Source organism: Undibacterium sp. KW1 (assembly GCF_009937955.1).
Lineage (GTDB): Bacteria > Pseudomonadota > Gammaproteobacteria > Burkholderiales > Burkholderiaceae_D > Undibacterium.
The window spans coordinates 3,469,469-3,487,698 of sequence record NZ_AP018439.1; the positions used below are offsets into that span (position 1 = coordinate 3,469,469).

An 18,230-nucleotide genomic window follows, 5' to 3' on the forward strand; every position below is an offset into this window, starting at 1 on the left:
ACGGGGCGCCAGGCTGCTTGCAGATTTCAAGCTATCTGCGAATGATGTCCACTAAATGTCCATTAAATGTTCATTAACAATAAACACAAGTGTAAAAGCGGATGAAGTGCAAGAATGTTTAAAAATGTATGTGAATTGTCATCAAATTGTAATTTGCCACACTATTCCATCGCAGCAGTACGGTAGCGATTGACCTCTGCCGGGGTCACCGGCTCTGCCTTATTACCCCAGGCATTGCGCACATAGCTAAGTACCAGGGCGACTTCGCTATCGCTGAGGGTATGGGCAAAAGGCGGCATGCCATAAGGACGCGGATTATCTTTGGTCACAGGTGGGAAGCCGCCAGACAAGACCATGCGCACCGGATTCGACAAGGCATGGCTGAGCAAGCCGGGGTTAGACCTCAGTGCTGGATAAATATTGGTCACCCCTTCGCCCTGGGCACCGTGGCAATCCATGCAATGGGTTTTATAGAGCGCGCCGCCCTGCTTCATGACTGCATCCATGCGCTCCGCACTCAGCTCAGAACCTGCCATGAACTTGTCCAGCATATCCTTCTCAGCCACCTGCACGGTAGGAATGGCCTGCAGATAACTGACCATAGATTTGATATCGGTGTCTGACAGATACTGGGTGCTACCCGCCACCACTTCAGCCATGGGGCCAGAAACGGCAGTGTGCTGATTGACACCGGATTTCAACAAGGCGATCAATTCTTGCGGAGACCATTTGGCCAGATTGACTTCTTTACTATTGGTCAGTGCAGGCGCATACCAACTGCTCAATTCGCCACCGGACAAATCTTTGACACCAGCATTTGCCCCCAGGCTGTTGCGGCTGCTATGGCAGGCACTGCAATGCCCCAATCCATTGACCAGGTAAGCACCGCGGTTCCACTCAACAGACTTGCTCTTGTCTTCCTGATAGCTGGCTGGCCTGAAATACGCAGCACGCCAGAAGGCCAGCAAAGCACGTTGATCATAAGGGAAGCGCAGTTCATGTGCCTGATTCTGTTTTTCCACCTTGGGCAAGGACATCAGATAGGCATACATGGCATCAGCATCTGCGCGTGAAACCTGGGTGTAATTGGTATAGGGGAAGGATGGATATAACAGGCTGCCATTCCTGGATTTGCCATTGTGCAGGGCTTGCCAGAAATCGTTTGCGGTCCAGCTGCCTATGCCGGTCTTTACATCCGGCGTGATATTCGGTGTCCTGAAGTTGCCAAAATCAGTTTGCAACAAGCGTCCACCAGCAAAGGCGGCTTCACCACGTACCGTATGGCAGCCCATACAATTACCGGCTTTGACCAGATATTCACCTCTGAGCAGTTGATCTGCCGTATTTGTTATGTCAGCAGCCGTGTTTGCAGCACCTTTGTCATCGACCAGATAATAGCCAAAGCCCGCTACCGCAACAATGCAGACCAGCAAGAACAGCAGGACGGACATGAGAATTTTTTTCATGATTTTTATGGAGATCATTGAGACAGGCTGCCGCATTTCATCGACAATTGTCCGTATTCTGTCGGTTTCAGTATGGGAGCGATGCTATCGCCAGGCACAGTCTGTGCTGCCAGCCAGCTTGATACCGCTGCAATATCCTCAGGCTTGAGTTTGCTGGCCACTTGTTGCATGCAGTCTGGCGCAAGTGCCTTGCGACTACCGGTTTGCCATGCGCCCAGTTGTGCAATCAGATAATCACGCGGCAAGCCAACCAGGCCGGGCATAAAAGGTGCCAGACCTGTCATGCTCTTGCCATGGCAAGAAACACAGGCCGGTAAATTGCGGGCTTTGTCTCCCTGCATGACAAGCTGCCTGCCCTGCTCCAGCAGAACGGCATTTGCATCACTGGCCTGTGGTGCGGCATACGGCGGATGCTGGCTGGCAAAATAGTCAGCGATTTCTTTGAGGTAGGCGTCAGACATATGGGCCACCATATAGCGCATGGCGGGATAGGCACGCTTGCCTTCCCTGAAATTCAATAACTGGTTATACAGATAACCCGCTGGCTTGCCAGCGATACGCGGATAAAAGCCATCAGTAGCTGCCCTGCCCTCAGCACCATGACAGGAGGTACAAGCCTTCAGTCTCTGTTCAAGAGTGTCAGGCACCTTCAAAGTTGACTGGGCAGGCTGAGCAGTTTGTGCCGCAGCGATTAGCGGCAAGCCCAGCCACATGCATAACAGGCTGGCTTTCAGGCGAAAAGTAAAATGCATGGCGATAAAAACAAATCATGGCACAAAGACGCTAGCTTAACATTTTGTCCAACTTCTTTAAGAGCAAACGTAAGAACATATGATCTGCATCAAACATTGCCAAGCTATTCACTACTTGAACCCTCAAGCAAAAATGCCGTAAAAAGGTGCAAAGCCTGCAGATATCAGGCCATTGGACACTTGCCAGCTTACCGGCGCGGGCGAGGTATAAATTTTTCTGCAAAAGAAAGCAAAGTCTTGCTTGTCAAGAATGCCTAAGCCGAGGATAATTCTGCCCTTTCGTCTCTTTTGAGGCCCAGATTCAGCAAGATGACCTGGCCCGCTTTTACCAGCGGGCTTTTTTATCCGCGCCACGCCTGCCGTTGATCCCGTAGATGATGATCGCCAGCAGCTTTTTCGCCCTTGCTATTGCCTAACACCATTGACAAGCATTTGTTGTCGTATTCGAATTTGTTACATGAAAAACAGCTTAACTGACTCAAACACTTCTCCTACAACAAAAACAGGCTCAACGCTGACATTAGGTAAAAAACCGCAACTGCAACTGAACCGTCAGCCGCTGAGCGTAGCGCGCACGGCCACGGTACAGACTGTGCAAGTGGTGGTTCCCGTATCGAACCCTGCTGATTCGGTAGAGGAAACACCGACACTGGTATCGACACCGGTAACAGTAATTACCAAACGCCGCTCCAGATTACAGACCGCGATGGCTGACGGCAGTAGTGCGCCTGAAGAGACGGTCGGCATGTCCACAGAGACGCAAGCAGCGGCAGTTGAAGGCAGCGAGAACAGCAGCACGGAACTGTCGGCAGCGACAGTTGATACCCATATCGAGACCGCTTCCAGCGATATCGCTGAAAGCACCGGCAAGGCAGAGGGTGCCGGAAATACTGCTGGCAATGTGGCCGATGCTGAGGCGGCAAAGCCGCGTGTCGTCGTCATACGAAAAAGCGGCCCAAAACTGGCAAAGAAATTATTGCTGGCTGACCAGCCGGCAACACCCACTCCTGCCATCATCAAGCGTGAGGCACGCATAGGCTCGGGCAAGCTGGCACCACCCGCACCCGTTGTGACCATGAAGCCGGTGGCGGCGGCCTTGGCACCGGCCACTGCACCCACTGTGATGGCTACTGCCCCTGCGGCTGCAGCAAGCAGCGTTACCAGCATCAAGGATATAGATACTTCAGCTTATATCTTGCCAGCCATGCGCGAGCCAGCCAAGCGTGGCCGCAAGTCTTCTGAATTTCAATTCGAGAATGATGAAATCCTGGCATTGAACGCAGCAGAATCAGCAGAGATGAAGCGTGCCGCACGTGTCAAGGCAAAGAAACCTGGTGCGGGCAATGCCGCCAGTCAGGAAGCACAACTGGAACAATACCGCAAGCAACTGACCAAGTTGATCAACCTGGGCAAGGACCGCAGTTACCTGACCCATGCCGAGATCAATGATCACCTGCCTGACGACGTTGCCGATGCTGAAATGATACAAGGCGTTATCAGCACCCTCAACGACATGGGTATTGCCGTCTATGACGCCGCACCTGATGCTGCGATGATGCTGCTGACCGATAACGTCGCCAACAATGTCACTGAAGATGAAGCAGAAGCCGCAGCAGCTGCCGCACTGGCCACTGTGGATTCAGATTTTGGCCGCACCACTGACCCGGTACGCATGTATATGCGTGAAATGGGCGGCGTGGAATTGCTGACACGTTCAGGCGAAATCGAAATCGCCAAGCGCATAGAAGATGGCTTGAAAGACATGGTGCAGGCGATTTCTGCCTGCCCTGGCACGATACAGGAAATCCTGGCGATTGCCGACAAAATCTCCAACGATGAAATCCGCGTGGACGACATCATCGATGGCTTGCTGGACCCGGACGCATCTGACGCACCCGCCATAGAACTCAGCGACAACGATGATCTGGATGATCTGGATGATGACGATGACGCGGTGGCAGAAAACGCCAGCGGCATCAGCGACGAACAATTGCAGCAAATGAAGACTGTGGTACTGCAAAAATTTGCTGTAGTCGGCATGCGCTTTGAGCAAATGCAGGCGGCCCGCGCGACGGATGGTTATAAATCACCGGCTTACCAGCAGGCACAGCTTGCCATCACACGCGAGTTGCAAGGCATGCGCTTCAGTGTCAAGACCGCAGAAAAACTGTGCGATTCTTTGCGCAAGCAAATGAAGACTTTGCGCCAGACTGAAAAACAGATGCTGGAACTGATGGTCAATAAATGCGGCATGCCACGTGCTTATTTTGTTGAACATTTCCGCCAGAATGCGACCAATTCAGAATGGCTGAACAAGGAAATGAATGGCACATCCAGCTATGCTGCCATCCTCGGCCGCAATATTCATGCTGCGCGTGAATTGCAGCAAAAGCTGATCGACCTGGAACACAATGTCAGCCTGCCTTTGCATGACCTGCGTGAAATCAACAAGCAGATGGTCGCTGGTGAAAAACGTTCCAGCGAAGCCAAGGCCGCCATGACTGAGGCCAATTTGCGCCTGGTCATTTCCATCGCCAAGAAATATGTGAACCGTGGCCTGCAATTCCTGGACTTGATCCAGGAAGGCAATATCGGCTTGCTCAAGGCAGTGGATAAATTTGAATACCGTCGCGGCTACAAATTCTCTACCTATGCAACATGGTGGATCAGGCAGGCGATTGCCCGGGCGATTGCCGATCAGGCACGTACTATCCGTGTGCCAGTGCACATGATAGAAACCATCAACAAGATGAACCGCGTACGTCGCCAGCTCTTGCAAACTACGGGACTGGAACCAGAGCCGGTAGCAATTGCTGAAAAAATGGGTCTGCCAGAAGGCAAGGTCAGGGAAATCCTGAAGATCGCCAAAGAACCAGTCTCGCTCGACGTACCTATTGGTGATGATGGTGACTCACAACTTGGTGACTTCATTGAAGACAGCATGACCTTGTCGCCGATGGCAGCGGCGATGCAGGCATCCGTGCAAGAGAAACTGAAAGAAGCACTGGATTCTTTAAGCCCGCGTGAAGCCAAAGTCTTGCGCATGCGTTTTGGCCTGGAAACCAGTACTGAATTCACGTTGGAAGAAGTAGGTAAACAATTTGAAGTGACGCGCGAGCGCATACGTCAGATTGAATCCAAGGCCATGAAAAAACTGCGCCACCCTGCCCGCGCTGATCACCTGAAGAGCCTGATGGAAAGTAATTAAGCCTGGCCCGGGGGTTCAAACAAGCTCAAATAAAAAGCACTGCATCTTCAGGATTGCAGTGCTTTTTTTATTGAACTCAACTCAATAGAAAAGATAGAGCGAACTGTACTTGCTCAAGCCTGGACTGGGTATTTCCCTCGACCAGCAAGAACGGGATTTCCCTCTCATCCAGCACATCCAATACTTCCTGATGTACGCGGTCACGCACATAGGCGGATTCACGCTGCAAGCCATCTGGCTGCCAGGGAAAGTCTGGTGCAGTGACTATGCAAAAATCATATTGATGCGACAGTTCCAGCTCGGTCAGTTCTGCATCAGGATCACCAAAATAATGGCGGCTATAAATAGCTGTCATGATGGGGCCAGTATCGCAGAACAGCCATTGCTTAGCCTTAGGCAGCAATTCAGCCTCCCTTTGCACCTGTGTCCTGGCGATAAGGATTTGCTCTTCTGCCCTTGGAACACGCTGATGCTGCTCAACGAACTCACGCAAATACTCTGGCACCCACAGGGTCTGGTAATGCGCAGCCAAAGCCTCGGCCAGTATGGATTTACCTGAGGACTCGGCCCCCAATATGACGACACGATTTACTGAGGACATGTTTTACTCCAGGCACGCAGACCCATGATGGCCATGATAACGAAAATTGCATACAGCAGCGCCGTCAGCATCAGGCCTTTATAGACATACAGGCCAACATACAACACATCAACGATGATCCAGACATGCCAGTTTTCCAGTTTTTTACGGCTGAGCAAAATCTGCCCCAGCAAGCTGCCTGCTGTCAGGAAGCCATCAGCATAAGGCACATCAGTATCGGTATAGCTCTTGAGGAACCAGGCCAGCAAGACAAAGGCCAGCACAGTCATCCCTAGAGAATTCCACCTGCCCAGCGCATTCAAACGCGTAACTTGCAAGCGCTCATGACTATCATCGCCACGCAGCCAGTTGAACCAGCCCCAGACCGATACCAGGATAAAGACAAACTGCAAACCCATGTCTCCGTACAATCTGGTGTTGAAAAACACGGCCGCATACATGCCAGAGGACAGGATGGAAAACAGCCAGGCCCAGTGTATCTGCCGTATATTCAGAGCGACCGTGATGACAGACAAGGCAAAGGAAGCCAGCTCCAGCCAACTGGTACTGAAGCCGAACAGGGGATAGGATCATTCATGATGCAAAGGATAATTGGTTTGCCCGCATTATCAACGATAGGGCTACTTGTGTCATAGCTTATTGCACCAACAGGCGTCGCCAGACGCTACACAAGTACATTCTCTTGATATTTAGATTGTGATAAGCAAGGCTTATCCGCTATATTCCTAAAAACTCACATTCAACAAAAATCAGCTTTATGAAAAAACACTCAGGATTCACCTTACTGGAAATGATGATAGTCATCGGCGTCATTGCCATCCTGGCGGCCATGGCTGTTCCATCCTATATGTTCAAGGTCGTCAGGGAGCAGTTGGAAGTCGGCATACAGTTTGCCGATATCGCGAAAAAACCGGTCGCCGCTACCTGGCAAACTGAAAAGAAATTTCCGGCAGACAATATTGCAGCTGGCTTGCCGGTCGCCGACAAAATTGTCAGCAACCTCGTCAGCTCGGTGGCGGTGCAAGACGGCGTGGTCAATATCACTTTTGGCAATAATGCCCATGGTGCAATCAAAGGCAAGGTTCTGAGCTTGCGCCCGGCAGTGGTTGAAGATGCACCCATCGTACCAGTGGCATGGGTATGCGCCACAGGTACACCGCCAGAAAAAATGACAGTCAAAGGCATAGACAAGACCACAGTGCCGCCAGCCAACCTGCCTTCATACTGCAGACCAAAGCAAGAGAGCAAGAAATAAGGCACTTCGCTAGCTAGCGCGAACTTGTAGCCTTCCTGTACGTACAAAGGGCACTTCATCATGAAGTGCCCTTTGTTGTTTCTGACCGGATTTAATCTCTGATATTTCAGAACTTGTGTTCAAACATGACGCGGGCAGTCACCGTGGTAGGGGTGACCGAAGTCTGGATTGTTGAACCCAAATCACTGTAGGTTGAGATATTCACATTATCCTGATGCAAAAGATTACCCAGGGAAACACGTAAATTGGTTTTGGGGTCAAATTTCCACAAGGCATATACATCCAGTACGCGCTTAGGTACAGAATAAGAACTCTGTACCGCAGAAATATTTACCGGACCACCGGTCTGGAAGCTGGCATTGCCACCCAGAGTCAATGGTATTTTATCCAGTTTGTAATCCAAGCCCAGATTGGCGCTGATAGGCGTTTGTGAATCCAGACGATTATTCGGCCCAGGCACACTGCTGATGCTGGACCAATTGAAAGAGAGATTTGCTCTGAAGTCGATGGCTGGTGCACCCTCCATCATCGCACGCAAGGGGAATTTCGCTTCCAGCTCTATACCTCTAGTCGTTGCCTGACCATCATTGACTGGCATGGTGACATAAACTTTGCCTTGGTCAGTCACCTCCTCGGTCAACTTTGTGCGAGTAAAATCATTGATCCTGCGGAAAAATACACTAGCGCTGAGCATGCCACCGCCAGGCAGGTAGTGCTCATAAGCCATATCCAGACCCCAGGCCAGTTCTGGCTTGAGATTAGGATTGCCCATACTGTCCGGACTATTCGGGTTCTTGTTATCGCTTGAGATAAAGCGGCGCGGTATCAAACGACTGGTATCCGGTGCCTTGTAAGTGCGGGTAATACCCAGCCTGATCTGGTCGTTCTTACTATCCGGCAGTTTGTACAAAGTCTGCAGTATCGGGCTCCAGACACTGAATTTGTTATGAATACTGTAAAACGTATTGTCCTTGTCCAAGACCTTGCCTTTGAAGTCACCACTGCTGCTAGTATCAATGCCTTCCCAGCGTAAGCCACCGTATACAGACCACAGCTTGGTGACATTCCATTCATCCTGGGCAAACACTGCCAGACGGGTAACATCGGCATTGAAGTTTTCGTCAAGATTAATCGGTTTTAAAATACTTGGATTGCTAATATCAACTTGCGTACGTGTCTCACCACGCTTGCTATACGCACCGTCCCAACCAAATACAAATGAGTGATCCTGAACAAATGGCGCACTGTATTTGCCACTCATGGTCAAACCCTTGTCAGTAGCTTCAGAAACACTCTTGCGATCCAGTATTTGCGCGTGAGTATCGTCATATCCCGCAAATCCAACCTCAGAATTGCGCTTGTTATAGTTCACACCCATTTTGACATCCAGCTTGGCGCTATCGGCCAGCTTATGTATCCAGTTCAAATTGGTGCGCAGCATCGCGAAATCAGAGTTTATTTTTTGAAAATCGCTTGCGTAAGTTGGTTGCAAGAATTGTTTGTCTTTGTCTGTTACTGCGCCAAATACAGGTGACCTGACATCACTGGAATAGCCGTCAAAACGGCTAGCATTGACAAAGCTCTGGGTGGTAACAGTATCGCCATTTTCGAGATTCCAGTTTACCCTTGGCGAAAACCCCACGTTATTGAAAGTACCCCAACCAAGGTTGTAGGTATGCGTTTTGACCAATAAATTGCCATTCGCATCCGTGCGCACCTCATCGGAATATGAAGGCCTTTCATATTTTCCATGGTTCATGTTGCCTGAGATGGAATAGGACATGCGCCCAGCCTTGTCAGACACCTGGTAATTGATATTCTCACCAAACTTGCCGCCATCTTCAAACAGGCCTAGCTTCAGTTCTTTTTGTGCTGTCTGCACGGTCTTTCTCAAGACGATATTGATGGTACCCGCAATAGATGCCGTACTCAGATCAGCCGTCGCTGCACGTATGACTTCTATACGCTCTATGAGGTCAGGGGAAAGGGAGTCCAGCGAAAAACCTGGTGGGCTGGGTTCACCATTGAGCATGATCTGGGTATAACCTGCGCCGAGGCCACGCATGCGGATATCACCGCCACGGCCCTGTACACCACCAATAGTCACACCTGGCAAGCGTTTAAGTACTTCGCTGACAGTAGTGTCGCCATAGCGCAAGATTTCTTCCTGGGTCACGACGATCTTGGACGCTGTGTCCTGACGGCGTTCGTCATAGACGCGGTTACCCTGTACTTCTACTTTTTGTATTTTGGGTTCAACGGCCTTGGAATCTGCTTTTTCAGCAGTTTCGGCTTTGGCAGGCGTCGCCGGCGCAGTAGTTTGCGCATAGGAAGACTGGCTGAAGGCGGCCATGATAGCCAGGGACAAGATAGTTGGGCGTAAGGCTAAACTGTGGGTTTGCATATAGATATTATTGTGGCAATAGTCGTTAGAGAACAAACCTTAGACCATACCATACGGCGTCAAGTTCCGCGACGCAACAAATGTTTGCTCAAGTTATTGCTCATTGCAGTTTTCAAATAAGCAACACTCTTATCAATTCTTACAAATTATTTTTTGAAACATCAGCAACAGAGTCTTACACTTGAATTGTCAACGCAAACGCCCTGTCAAGCATTACAACTGGAGTACCAACAGGAGTACATCATGCGAAGAAACATTATTGGTCTGGCTGCCATACTCATAGGCGCCCTGGGTTTGTCTGGCTGTGTCGTAGCTCCGGCACAACCCTATGGGTATGGATATGGTTATGGGCCACGGGTGTATGTCAGTCCTCCCCCGTTATAATACAGAACCGCCCTTACTGGGGCGGTGGTGGCAGGCACTGGCGTCGCTGGTAGGCCTGAGCCTGTCTCATTCGAAGACTGGTGCAATTGCCACAGGTGGCTGTTGCGCCAGTAACTGTCCTTTTTCCGGCGCATCGGTAAAGCGCAGGGTCACTGTTTTATAAGACTTATTGTTTTCATCAGGGAAGGCACTATTCTCTTGCCATGCCAGTGCGTGCGCAGACATGTCTATGTTCCTGAGCTTGATACCTGCCTGCGCTGCGCTCTTCAAATAGGAAAATCTTACGCCCACACAGGATTTGGCAGCAGTTTTGGCATCGCCCATATTTTTCAGATAAGTCAGTGCCTGCTCGCATGCCTGGCGTAATTCGGCAACTTCATAAATTCCATCGGCCCTGGCAATTATCGATATCCTGCTTTGAAAATTGACCTGACCAGAAGGCTGGTTCAATACCAGCTCAGCATTTTCATCATAGGCAGACTTCAGCAAGGGAAAACTGGCGCGGCCAACTGCATCCAGTGGCAAATTCAAGCGCATGTTTTTGCTGACAAGATGCAATTGCAGATTGTCTGGCAAAGGATTACCATTTTTTGCGCTCACCTGGAAATGGCTTTGGATCAGGTTCTTGGGCTTGCCATACTTCTCAAACTGTATCATCAGGCGGTAAGCACTGCGATAGCTGATCCATTCAGTCTCGGCCTGGCTTTCTGCCACCTGTGCAGCCGCAGGCTTCGTAACAGGCGTTGCGCTATTCATTTGCGCAAAAGCCTGTACTGAAGCTAACTGCATCAGGACAAAAATGGAGGCGTACTTATTGAACATGCTTTAGTAAAATTAAAATCGAATTAAAATCGATATGCAAGGCCAGAATACACGGTGACGTAATTCTTCTTACCCAACCACAAACTGTCATTGTCGATATCAAACTGATGCACACCGGTCACATGCGAGGTGATTATCCAGGATGAACTCAACTCCCAGTTCCAATTCGCACCGAGATAAAAATTCCTGACATTGGCATTGGTATGCACCAAGTCCTTGCCCGACTTTGCGATCATTACATGACTGCCAGAACCGACAAAATTGTTTCCATCGCCGTTGACAAAGACAGGATAGCCATCTGCGAAATTAGGATCAAACCTTGAGTTGGCTGAATCATAATAACGTCTGCTCCAGGCCAGGCCAGAAGAGAAAGCCAGCCCATGATGGGATGCTATCTTGTAATAAGTGCGTGCTTCTACATTCAGGTACGTAGTCTTCTTGCCTGCGCCGGTGCCGAATAATAATTTGGACCCCAGACGCAAGTTGCTCATAGGACGGAAGTTAAAAAAACCACCGACTTGAAAACTGCCATCTACATCACCAAACCCGGCCAGCTTGCGCGCAGCTGAGGCACTGCAACCTCGCTGATAAGACAACAAAGGACCATACTCATAGCCACTGGAGCGGCTCAAATGCATGCCGAGATTGGTGTTACGCAAGAACACGCCATTACTCCATTGCATTTGTACATTAGGCATGATGCGGGTAGTCTGCTCACCACCCACTTCACAACTTGGTTCTGAAACCACCCCCAGGCCGACATACATATCCGAACTACCGTCTGGCAACATGCTCGCTGCCGGCGTCTGAGCACTAGCAAGATTGGCGATGCAAAAAAGGGAGGCAAATAGTATAGATTTCATGCTGATCAATTGTAGTCGTGTGTATACCCGGTTTATCGCCAATATCTTCAATATCATCAAAATAGCGAAGCTGCATTACGGGCATAAGGGCGGAAGAAATCCGCATCATAGACACCTCTTTCCAATTTCGCAACATCAACGCCCATGCTCAAGGTACTCTCGTATTTCCTGATATGACATCCACATACAGACGTACATAGTTTCTTGCCATCATTTCAGATGTGAATATGGTCTGATAACGTTTTTGTGCAAATTGCCCCATTTGCGCTGCCAGCGCGGGTTTATCCCACAAACGCACCATCGCTGCCCGCAGGGCCGGCACATCATCGGGAGGCACCACTACCCCGGTTTCATCTGCAACATTGACATAACTGGTCCCAGTTCCTATCTCGCTCGAAATCATGGGCTTGGCATACATCGCCCCCTCAAGCAGCGAAATACCAAAAGCTTCTGAGCGCAAATGCGAGGGAAACACCACGCCATAGCAAAGACTGAGCAAGGCTACTTTATCTTCTTCCGGCAAGGCTCCGAGGAAATGCACATTGTCCAAATTCAAATCCCTGGCTTGCTGCTTCAGCGCAGCCTCCTCAGGCCCGTTGCCAACGATCAGCACAGGCATACCTGTACCGGCCACTGCCTCCAGCAAGATATGCAAGCCCTTGTAATAGCGCAGCACACCGACGAACAGAAAGAAGCGGTCAGCAAAACGCTGCTGCCATTTGTTGATTAATTCTGGCGATGGCTGCGGATAGATATCCTTGTCCAGTCCATAAGTAATCACCTCAGTCTTGTCGCGGTAGCGGTTCAACACCGGGCTGCTGGACAGGTAATTGGGCGAAGTGGCAACGATCCTGTCCACATCATTCAAAAACCAGTGGCGCAAAGGTTGATACACTTTTTCCAGGAATTTTTGTCTCACAATATCTGAATGATAGGTCACGATAGTTGGCTTTCTGATTCCGCAAAACAGATGCATCAAATCCATAAAAGGCCAGGGGAAGTGATAGTGAATAATGTCCGCACTATTCGCCAGCTCCCTGAATCGCGAAAGCGCCCGCCAGGAAAACCCGGTGGAAGCAATTTCAAAACTCTGTATTACCCTGTGTACTTTATGCCCTTCCAGCTCCAGTTCCAGATCTCCACGCTTGCGTGTCAGAGTCAGCACCTCGGCATCCACACCAAGGCGGGCTGTTCCCACCGCCAGTTGTCGTATTACTTGCTCTATTCCCCCAAACGTATCGGGATGATAAGTGCGGTAAAAATGCAATACTTTCATGGCGGGCCTTGATCAGGGCAAAACAGAACGCAAACAACACGGCGACATTGAATAATGATAGAGAGCGGCAAGGTGCAAGTCTTCCCCAACTTGTCTGGCAAATGTCATCAATTTGTAAGCCCGGAATTTGATGGATTTACTGGTGACAGATGCTGCAAAACAGATAAGGAAATAGCAGGCAAGGAAATAACAAACCTGGCGCCACCATATTGCCCTTCTTGCACCACTATTTCACCGCCATGGGCAGCGATGGCTTTTTTTGCAATAGCCAAGCCCAGGCCAAAACCGCCAGTGCTGCGGTCACGGCTGCGGTCCAGCCTGAAAAAGGCGTCAAAAATGCGCTCCCTTTCCTCGGCAGGTATGCCGGGGCCATCATCTTCAAGCATGATTTCAAGGCTGCCATCCGCATTCCTGCTGGCATGCAGCCAGATGCATGCAGTGGCGTATTTGGCAGCATTACGCAAGAGATTGCTGATTGCCCGTTTCAACAAGCGCTGATCGCCGCAATAAGTCCCCAGATCGACGGAAAAATCTGTATTGACTACATGCACATCCAGCACATGCTGCAAGCTGGCGACACAACTGGAAAGACTATTGGCAATATCGAATTCACTCCTGTTCAGGCTGGCATCCTGGTCCAGTTTGCCCAGGTCCAGTAACTCACTGACCAGCGCATTGAGCTCACTGATATCGGCTTCCATGGCTTGCATCCGTGGTTCAAGCTGCGGATTTTTGGCGGCGTTTCTCAAGAGCTCCAGTGCAAATTCCAGCCTGGCGATGGGCGTGCGCAATTCATGCGAGACTGAATGCAAGAGATTTTTTTGCGCATCCAGCAGGCTCTCTATACGGGCCGCCATCTGGTTCATGCGCTGTGCCAGCGGGTGTATGCTGTCACGTTCTTTGGTCTGTGCCCGGACCTTCAAATGACCCGCACCAAATTCATCGGCCACTTTTTCCAGCGCCTGCAAACCCCGCCAGTGCGAGCTGGACCAGACCGCAATCGGGATCAGCAGGCAGAGTGCCACGATGATGTAGCGCAGCGCCTCGGTCTTGAGAACGGGCGCAACATCAATCGGTAAATTCTGCGCATGGATGACTTCTTCATCACTACCCACATAGCGCTCGCCTTTCAGATCAACGCGGCGGTAAAAGGATTTGCTGGCAACATCGATGACCACTTCACCACGCATCAGTTGCGCCCGCCTTGTCTGGTTCAACTTGGCCAGTACCGGCTGCATGGGTATCAAATCCATCCGCGCGCGAGTGATTTCCCTGATCTTGTTGAGGCGTGTCAGCCATTCATTCTGACCTGCCTGATCGACGTACTCCGTCAATAATAAAATCTGCCCTGATGCCTGCTGCTGTGCGACTTCTTCCAGAGGATCACCAAAGAAAACGGTGATGGACACATAGATGGCAATCGTAGCGACGCTGATGGACAGCATCACCAAAGCAAAAAAACGCAGGAACAGGCGATTCATCTGCTAGTCCCAGGCAGACGGGCTGAACAGATAGCCCTCTCCCCAGACTGTCTTGATCTTGTCGGCATGCGGATCATCAAACTTGCGCCGCAGACGGGAAATTTTATTATCGATACTGCGGTCCAGGCCATCAAACTCTATGCCACGCATCTGTATCAGTATATCGTTGCGTGACAAAACCTTGCCTGCAGCCTCGGCCAGCACCAGCAACAATTTATATTCTGCGCTATTGAGTGTGACAGTTTCGTCGCGCCAAAATACCGTGCGGTCACTCCGGCAGACACGAAAGGCACCAAAAACCAGGTCAGCGTTTTCATCTTCAGGCTCATCCTTGACGCGCCTCAGCAAGGCACGCAGGCGGGCCAGCAATATCCTTGGTTGCACAGGTTTGTTGACATAGTCGTCAGCCCCCTGCTCCAGACCCGAGACTTCATCAAAGGCATCTTCACGCGCTGTCAAAATCAGGATAGGCACGGCACTGATGGCACGCAACTGACGGCAAACTACCATGCCGTCGAGGCCAGGCAACATCAGGTCTAGCACCACAATATCCGGTGATGTTTGTTGAAAATGGCTGAGCGCAGCATCGCCACGGCTGACGATGTCTATTGTAAATTCGTATTCTCTGAGATACTCGGCAACCAGCGCTGCCAGCTTGGCGTCATCTTCCACCAGCATTACACGAAACATATACTTCTCTCCTTTTTGCATTGCCCTCATTTGCCGCATTTGCCGCATTGTAGAGCGGGCAGCGCGCGATTCTACGCAAATTGCTCATGCTTGCGACGCCACTTACAATTTTCAGACAATTTCAAGCCAGGCAAGATTTACAAATTAAAGACAATTATCTGACATTTTCAAGAACGACTTTATCCCTGCCGCCCGTTATTCTCTGTCGCCATACCATCCCCAACAGGCAAATCTTTTTTAATCTTGATTATGAAAACATTCACGCATTTTTTCGCAGCGACTGTCGTCACTACCCTGCTGGCTGCCTGTGGCGGCACTACCAATTATATTCCCAAGCCAGTACCAGTCCAGATCAACACTGATTTTGGCAGCGAGCCACCCGGCTGGGCCTTTGGCACTTCAGACTTCAGCAGCCAAACCAGACCAACTGACGTCGTCACCGAATACCGCACCCTGCCTCTGCCTTTCAGCGGCAAGGGCTTGTATACCTATGGCACCAACCGCAGTGATGACCTGTTCATCTACATCAAAAAGAAATATTCTGGCTTTGCCCCGAATACAGAATACGTACTAAGCTTTCAGGCCACCATCGTCAGCAATGTCGCCACTGGCTGCTTTGGCGTAGGCGGTTCTCCAGGTGACAGCGTCTGGTTTTTTGGCGGCGCATCACCAACTGAACCTTTGACAGTACAAAAGGGCGATGAGTTCGTCATGAACATAGACCGTGGCGGCCAATCGGGCTCAGGCAAATTTGCCCAGGTGCTGGGTACTATAGGCAATGCCAGTACCGATTGTGGCAAAGCGCCGTACATGGAGAAAAAATTGAGCAACATGACACCGTTGAACGTCAAGACAGAAGCCGATGGCAGCCTGTGGATCTTGTTCGGTCTTGATTCCGGCTTTGAATCGACCAGCCATATCTATTACAAGAGCATCATTGTGAATGCTACGCCAGTCGCAAAATAAACGGCAAACGTGCCGTTTGCCTGTACGCAGGGCAAACGGCACAGTAAAATCATCTCTCGTGAAAACCTCAGATGAATCAGCCATGTCACCATCGTCACCGTCATCCACCCCGGCAATATCCGCATCGTCCGGCATCGCCGCCCAGATACAGGCATGTGCCCAACGGGCTGGCATTGCCCAGCGCCTTGCCGACCTCGGGCTGGCAGGCGGGCCTGCTTTTTTAAAACCGCAAAAAATCACCGGCCATAAACTGATCATGCGTAATGCCACCGTGGCAGACGCCAGCTATATAGTCGCCTTACGTACGGATGAACAAAAATCACGCTTTATCTCCAGCACCTCAGCCGATATCAAACCGCAAGAGCAATGGCTGGAAAAATATGCGCTCGATGACAGGCAAATCTACTTCATCATACAAAACATGCAGGGTGAGAATATAGGTACGGTGCGCCTGTATGATCAGCAGGCAGATTCATTCTGCTGGGGTTCCTGGATCATACAGGCAGGCGCTGCCAGCAGCAGCTCGATAGAATCTGCCCTGATGGTATATCACTATGGACTGGCGCTGGGTTTCCAGAGTGCGCATTTTGATGTCAGAAAAGGCAATGAGTCAGTCTGGAAATTCCATGAACGCTTTGGTGCCATCAAGACAGGCGAAAGCACTGAGGATTTTTATTACCGCATTGCGGCCAGCGCTATCAGCAACTCCCTGAGCAGGTATGCCAAATTCCTGCCCACGGGAATACAGATAGCCTTCTGAAGCAAAAGTACTACTCTCAACCATCCTGATTGATACGGCTTATCAGGGTCGCCAATACCTGTTCAGCCTGTTCATTGGCTACCTGGCAGGTACCCGCATTTTCATGACCACCGCCACCAAATTCCAGCATCAATGGCCCTATATTGGTCTTGGAACTACGGTTCAGGATAGACTTGCCGGTGGCAAACACGGTATTCTGGTTTTTCAAACCCCAGAGCACATGGATGGAAATATTGGTCTCAGGGAACAAAGCATAGATCAGGAAGCGGTTACCGGCGAAGATGGTTTCCTCATTGCGCAAATCAAGTATCACCAGGTTCTTATGCACAGTCGCGCAACGCAGGATTTGCTCCTTGCATTTCTCTTCATGCTCGAAATACAGATCCACCCTTTCCTTCACATCCGGGTCTTGCATGATCTCTGCGATACTCTGCGTCTTACACAGGTCTATCAACTTCATCATCAGATTGTAGTTCGATATCCTGAAGTCGCGAAAACGCCCGAGGCCAGTACGGGCATCCATGAGGAAATTGAGCAAATCCCAGTCTTGCGGGTGCAAGACTTCCTGGCGATTGAATTGTGCCGAGTCACCCTTATCGACAGCTGCCATCATGCTGTCCCAGGATGCCGGGAATGCATTGAGGCCGCCATAATAATCATACACAACCCTGGCTGCGGAAGGTGCATCAGGTGCAATCACATGATTTTTTCTGCCGCCACCCTCCGCATTACGCAGGGTTTCGGACAAATGATGGTCGAAAGCCATATGTATGCCTTCGACATAGGGCAGATTGGTACTGATGTCAGCATCACTGACAGCGATCTTGCCGTCCTGCATGTCTTTGGGATGCACAAACAGGATGTCATCAATCAGATCAAGATGCTTGAGCAAGACAGCACAAACCAGGCCATCAAAGTCGCTGCGCGTAATCAAACGAAATTTTTTGCTATCTGCAGACATGAATACTCCCCATAAATGGTTTATAAGTGGTTTATTCCTGATACAACAAGCACGGCAAGCGGAAAAAGCCGCTTTTCTGAAAACTATTGCCATCAATTGTTTAATGTAATCACTTTCACTGCGCTTGTCCATGAAATGAGTTCTGGTTTTACTGTCTGGGACACTCCCCATGCACTACATAGCGCTGTGATAAGGTAGTCTGGCTATTTCGTGACTAAGCCTCGTTTACCTGCTTTTCAGTCCATCAACAAATCCAGGCAACGCCATGCTGCGCTTCCCCCCTTATTCTCCAGCAGTAGAAAAATACTTGCCAACGCAGTCAGGTAAAAAGTCACGCAGAA

At 50.2% G+C, this 18,230-nt stretch carries 16 protein-coding genes; 5 read left to right on the plus strand and 11 right to left on the minus strand.

Going from position 1 to position 18,230, the window contains the following annotated elements; translation table 11 throughout:
• Positions 1 to 161: 161 nt before the first annotated feature.
• Positions 162 to 1,466, minus strand: coding sequence for a cytochrome c (locus tag UNDKW_RS15680; protein ID WP_162059428.1), 1,305 nt, complete (start codon positions 1,464 to 1,466; stop codon positions 162 to 164).
• A 14-nt stretch (positions 1,467 to 1,480) separates the two neighbouring features.
• Positions 1,481 to 2,218 carry a c-type cytochrome gene (locus UNDKW_RS15685; RefSeq protein ID WP_232062993.1) on the minus strand — a complete coding sequence of 246 codons (738 nt, stop codon included), beginning with the start codon at positions 2,216 to 2,218 and terminating at the stop codon, positions 1,481 to 1,483.
• 457 nt (positions 2,219 to 2,675) lie between these two features.
• Here UNDKW_RS15685 and rpoD point away from each other — a divergent pair, with 457 nt between their 5' ends.
• Entirely contained in the window at positions 2,676 to 5,426 is a 2,751-nt protein-coding gene (gene rpoD / locus UNDKW_RS15690) for an RNA polymerase sigma factor RpoD (protein WP_370529035.1), read from the plus strand.
• 76 nt (positions 5,427 to 5,502) lie between these two features.
• On the opposite strand, the gene UNDKW_RS15695 is transcribed toward rpoD, so the two are convergent.
• Positions 5,503 to 6,027: an AAA family ATPase gene (locus UNDKW_RS15695; RefSeq protein WP_162059429.1), complete on the minus strand. Its 525-nt coding sequence runs from the start codon at positions 6,025 to 6,027 to the stop codon at positions 5,503 to 5,505.
• Positions 6,015 to 6,542: a nicotinamide riboside transporter PnuC gene (gene pnuC, locus UNDKW_RS15700; RefSeq protein ID WP_232062994.1), complete on the minus strand. Its 528-nt coding sequence runs from the start codon at positions 6,540 to 6,542 to the stop codon at positions 6,015 to 6,017. Before pnuC ends, UNDKW_RS15695 begins: the two co-directional genes overlap by 13 nt.
• A 242-nt stretch (positions 6,543 to 6,784) precedes the next feature.
• Here pnuC and UNDKW_RS15705 point away from each other — a divergent pair, with 242 nt between their 5' ends.
• Entirely contained in the window at positions 6,785 to 7,282 is a 498-nt protein-coding gene (locus UNDKW_RS15705; RefSeq protein ID WP_162059430.1) for a pilin, read from the plus strand.
• A gap of 106 nt (positions 7,283 to 7,388) precedes the next feature.
• Here UNDKW_RS15705 and UNDKW_RS15710 read toward each other — a convergent pair whose 3' ends face one another.
• Complete coding sequence (locus UNDKW_RS15710; RefSeq protein WP_232062995.1) at positions 7,389 to 9,635, minus strand: TonB-dependent siderophore receptor; 2,247 nt, start codon at positions 9,633 to 9,635, stop codon at positions 7,389 to 7,391.
• Positions 9,636 to 9,929: 294 nt separating this feature from the next.
• On the opposite strand from UNDKW_RS15710, the gene UNDKW_RS30015 reads away from it, so the two are divergent.
• Complete coding sequence (locus UNDKW_RS30015; RefSeq protein ID WP_174247596.1) at positions 9,930 to 10,070, plus strand: hypothetical protein; 141 nt, start codon at positions 9,930 to 9,932, stop codon at positions 10,068 to 10,070.
• Between the two features lie 66 nt (positions 10,071 to 10,136).
• Here the strand turns inward: UNDKW_RS30015 and UNDKW_RS15715 are convergent, their stop codons facing one another.
• From UNDKW_RS15715 to UNDKW_RS15735, 5 genes are all read right to left on the minus strand, one after another.
• The gene (locus UNDKW_RS15715) at positions 10,137 to 10,892 is read right to left on the minus strand and encodes a hypothetical protein (protein ID WP_162059432.1); all 756 of its coding nucleotides are present in this window, start codon (positions 10,890 to 10,892) and stop codon (positions 10,137 to 10,139) included.
• A 23-nt stretch (positions 10,893 to 10,915) separates the two neighbouring features.
• Positions 10,916 to 11,755, minus strand: a complete 840-nt coding sequence (locus tag UNDKW_RS15720) for a MipA/OmpV family protein (RefSeq protein ID WP_162059433.1) — start codon at positions 11,753 to 11,755, stop codon at positions 10,916 to 10,918.
• A 148-nt stretch (positions 11,756 to 11,903) separates the two neighbouring features.
• Positions 11,904 to 13,031: a glycosyltransferase family 4 protein gene (locus UNDKW_RS15725; RefSeq protein WP_162059434.1), complete on the minus strand. Its 1,128-nt coding sequence runs from the start codon at positions 13,029 to 13,031 to the stop codon at positions 11,904 to 11,906.
• A 107-nt stretch (positions 13,032 to 13,138) separates the two neighbouring features.
• A complete protein-coding gene (locus tag UNDKW_RS15730; protein ID WP_162059435.1) occupies positions 13,139 to 14,512 on the minus strand; it encodes an ATP-binding protein in 1,374 nt (457 codons plus the stop codon).
• 3 nt (positions 14,513 to 14,515) lie between these two features.
• Entirely contained in the window at positions 14,516 to 15,202 is a 687-nt protein-coding gene (locus tag UNDKW_RS15735; RefSeq protein WP_304941433.1) for a response regulator transcription factor, read from the minus strand.
• A 249-nt stretch (positions 15,203 to 15,451) separates the two neighbouring features.
• On the opposite strand from UNDKW_RS15735, the gene UNDKW_RS15740 reads away from it, so the two are divergent.
• Positions 15,452 to 16,168, plus strand: coding sequence for a hypothetical protein (locus UNDKW_RS15740; protein ID WP_162059437.1), 717 nt, complete (start codon positions 15,452 to 15,454; stop codon positions 16,166 to 16,168).
• Positions 16,169 to 16,226: 58 nt separating this feature from the next.
• Entirely contained in the window at positions 16,227 to 16,928 is a 702-nt protein-coding gene (locus UNDKW_RS15745; protein ID WP_162059438.1) for a GNAT family N-acetyltransferase, read from the plus strand.
• Positions 16,929 to 16,944: 16 nt separating this feature from the next.
• Here UNDKW_RS15745 and UNDKW_RS15750 read toward each other — a convergent pair whose 3' ends face one another.
• Complete coding sequence (locus tag UNDKW_RS15750) at positions 16,945 to 17,889, minus strand: exopolyphosphatase (protein WP_162059439.1); 945 nt, start codon at positions 17,887 to 17,889, stop codon at positions 16,945 to 16,947.
• Between the last annotated feature and the right edge of the window lie 341 nt (positions 17,890 to 18,230).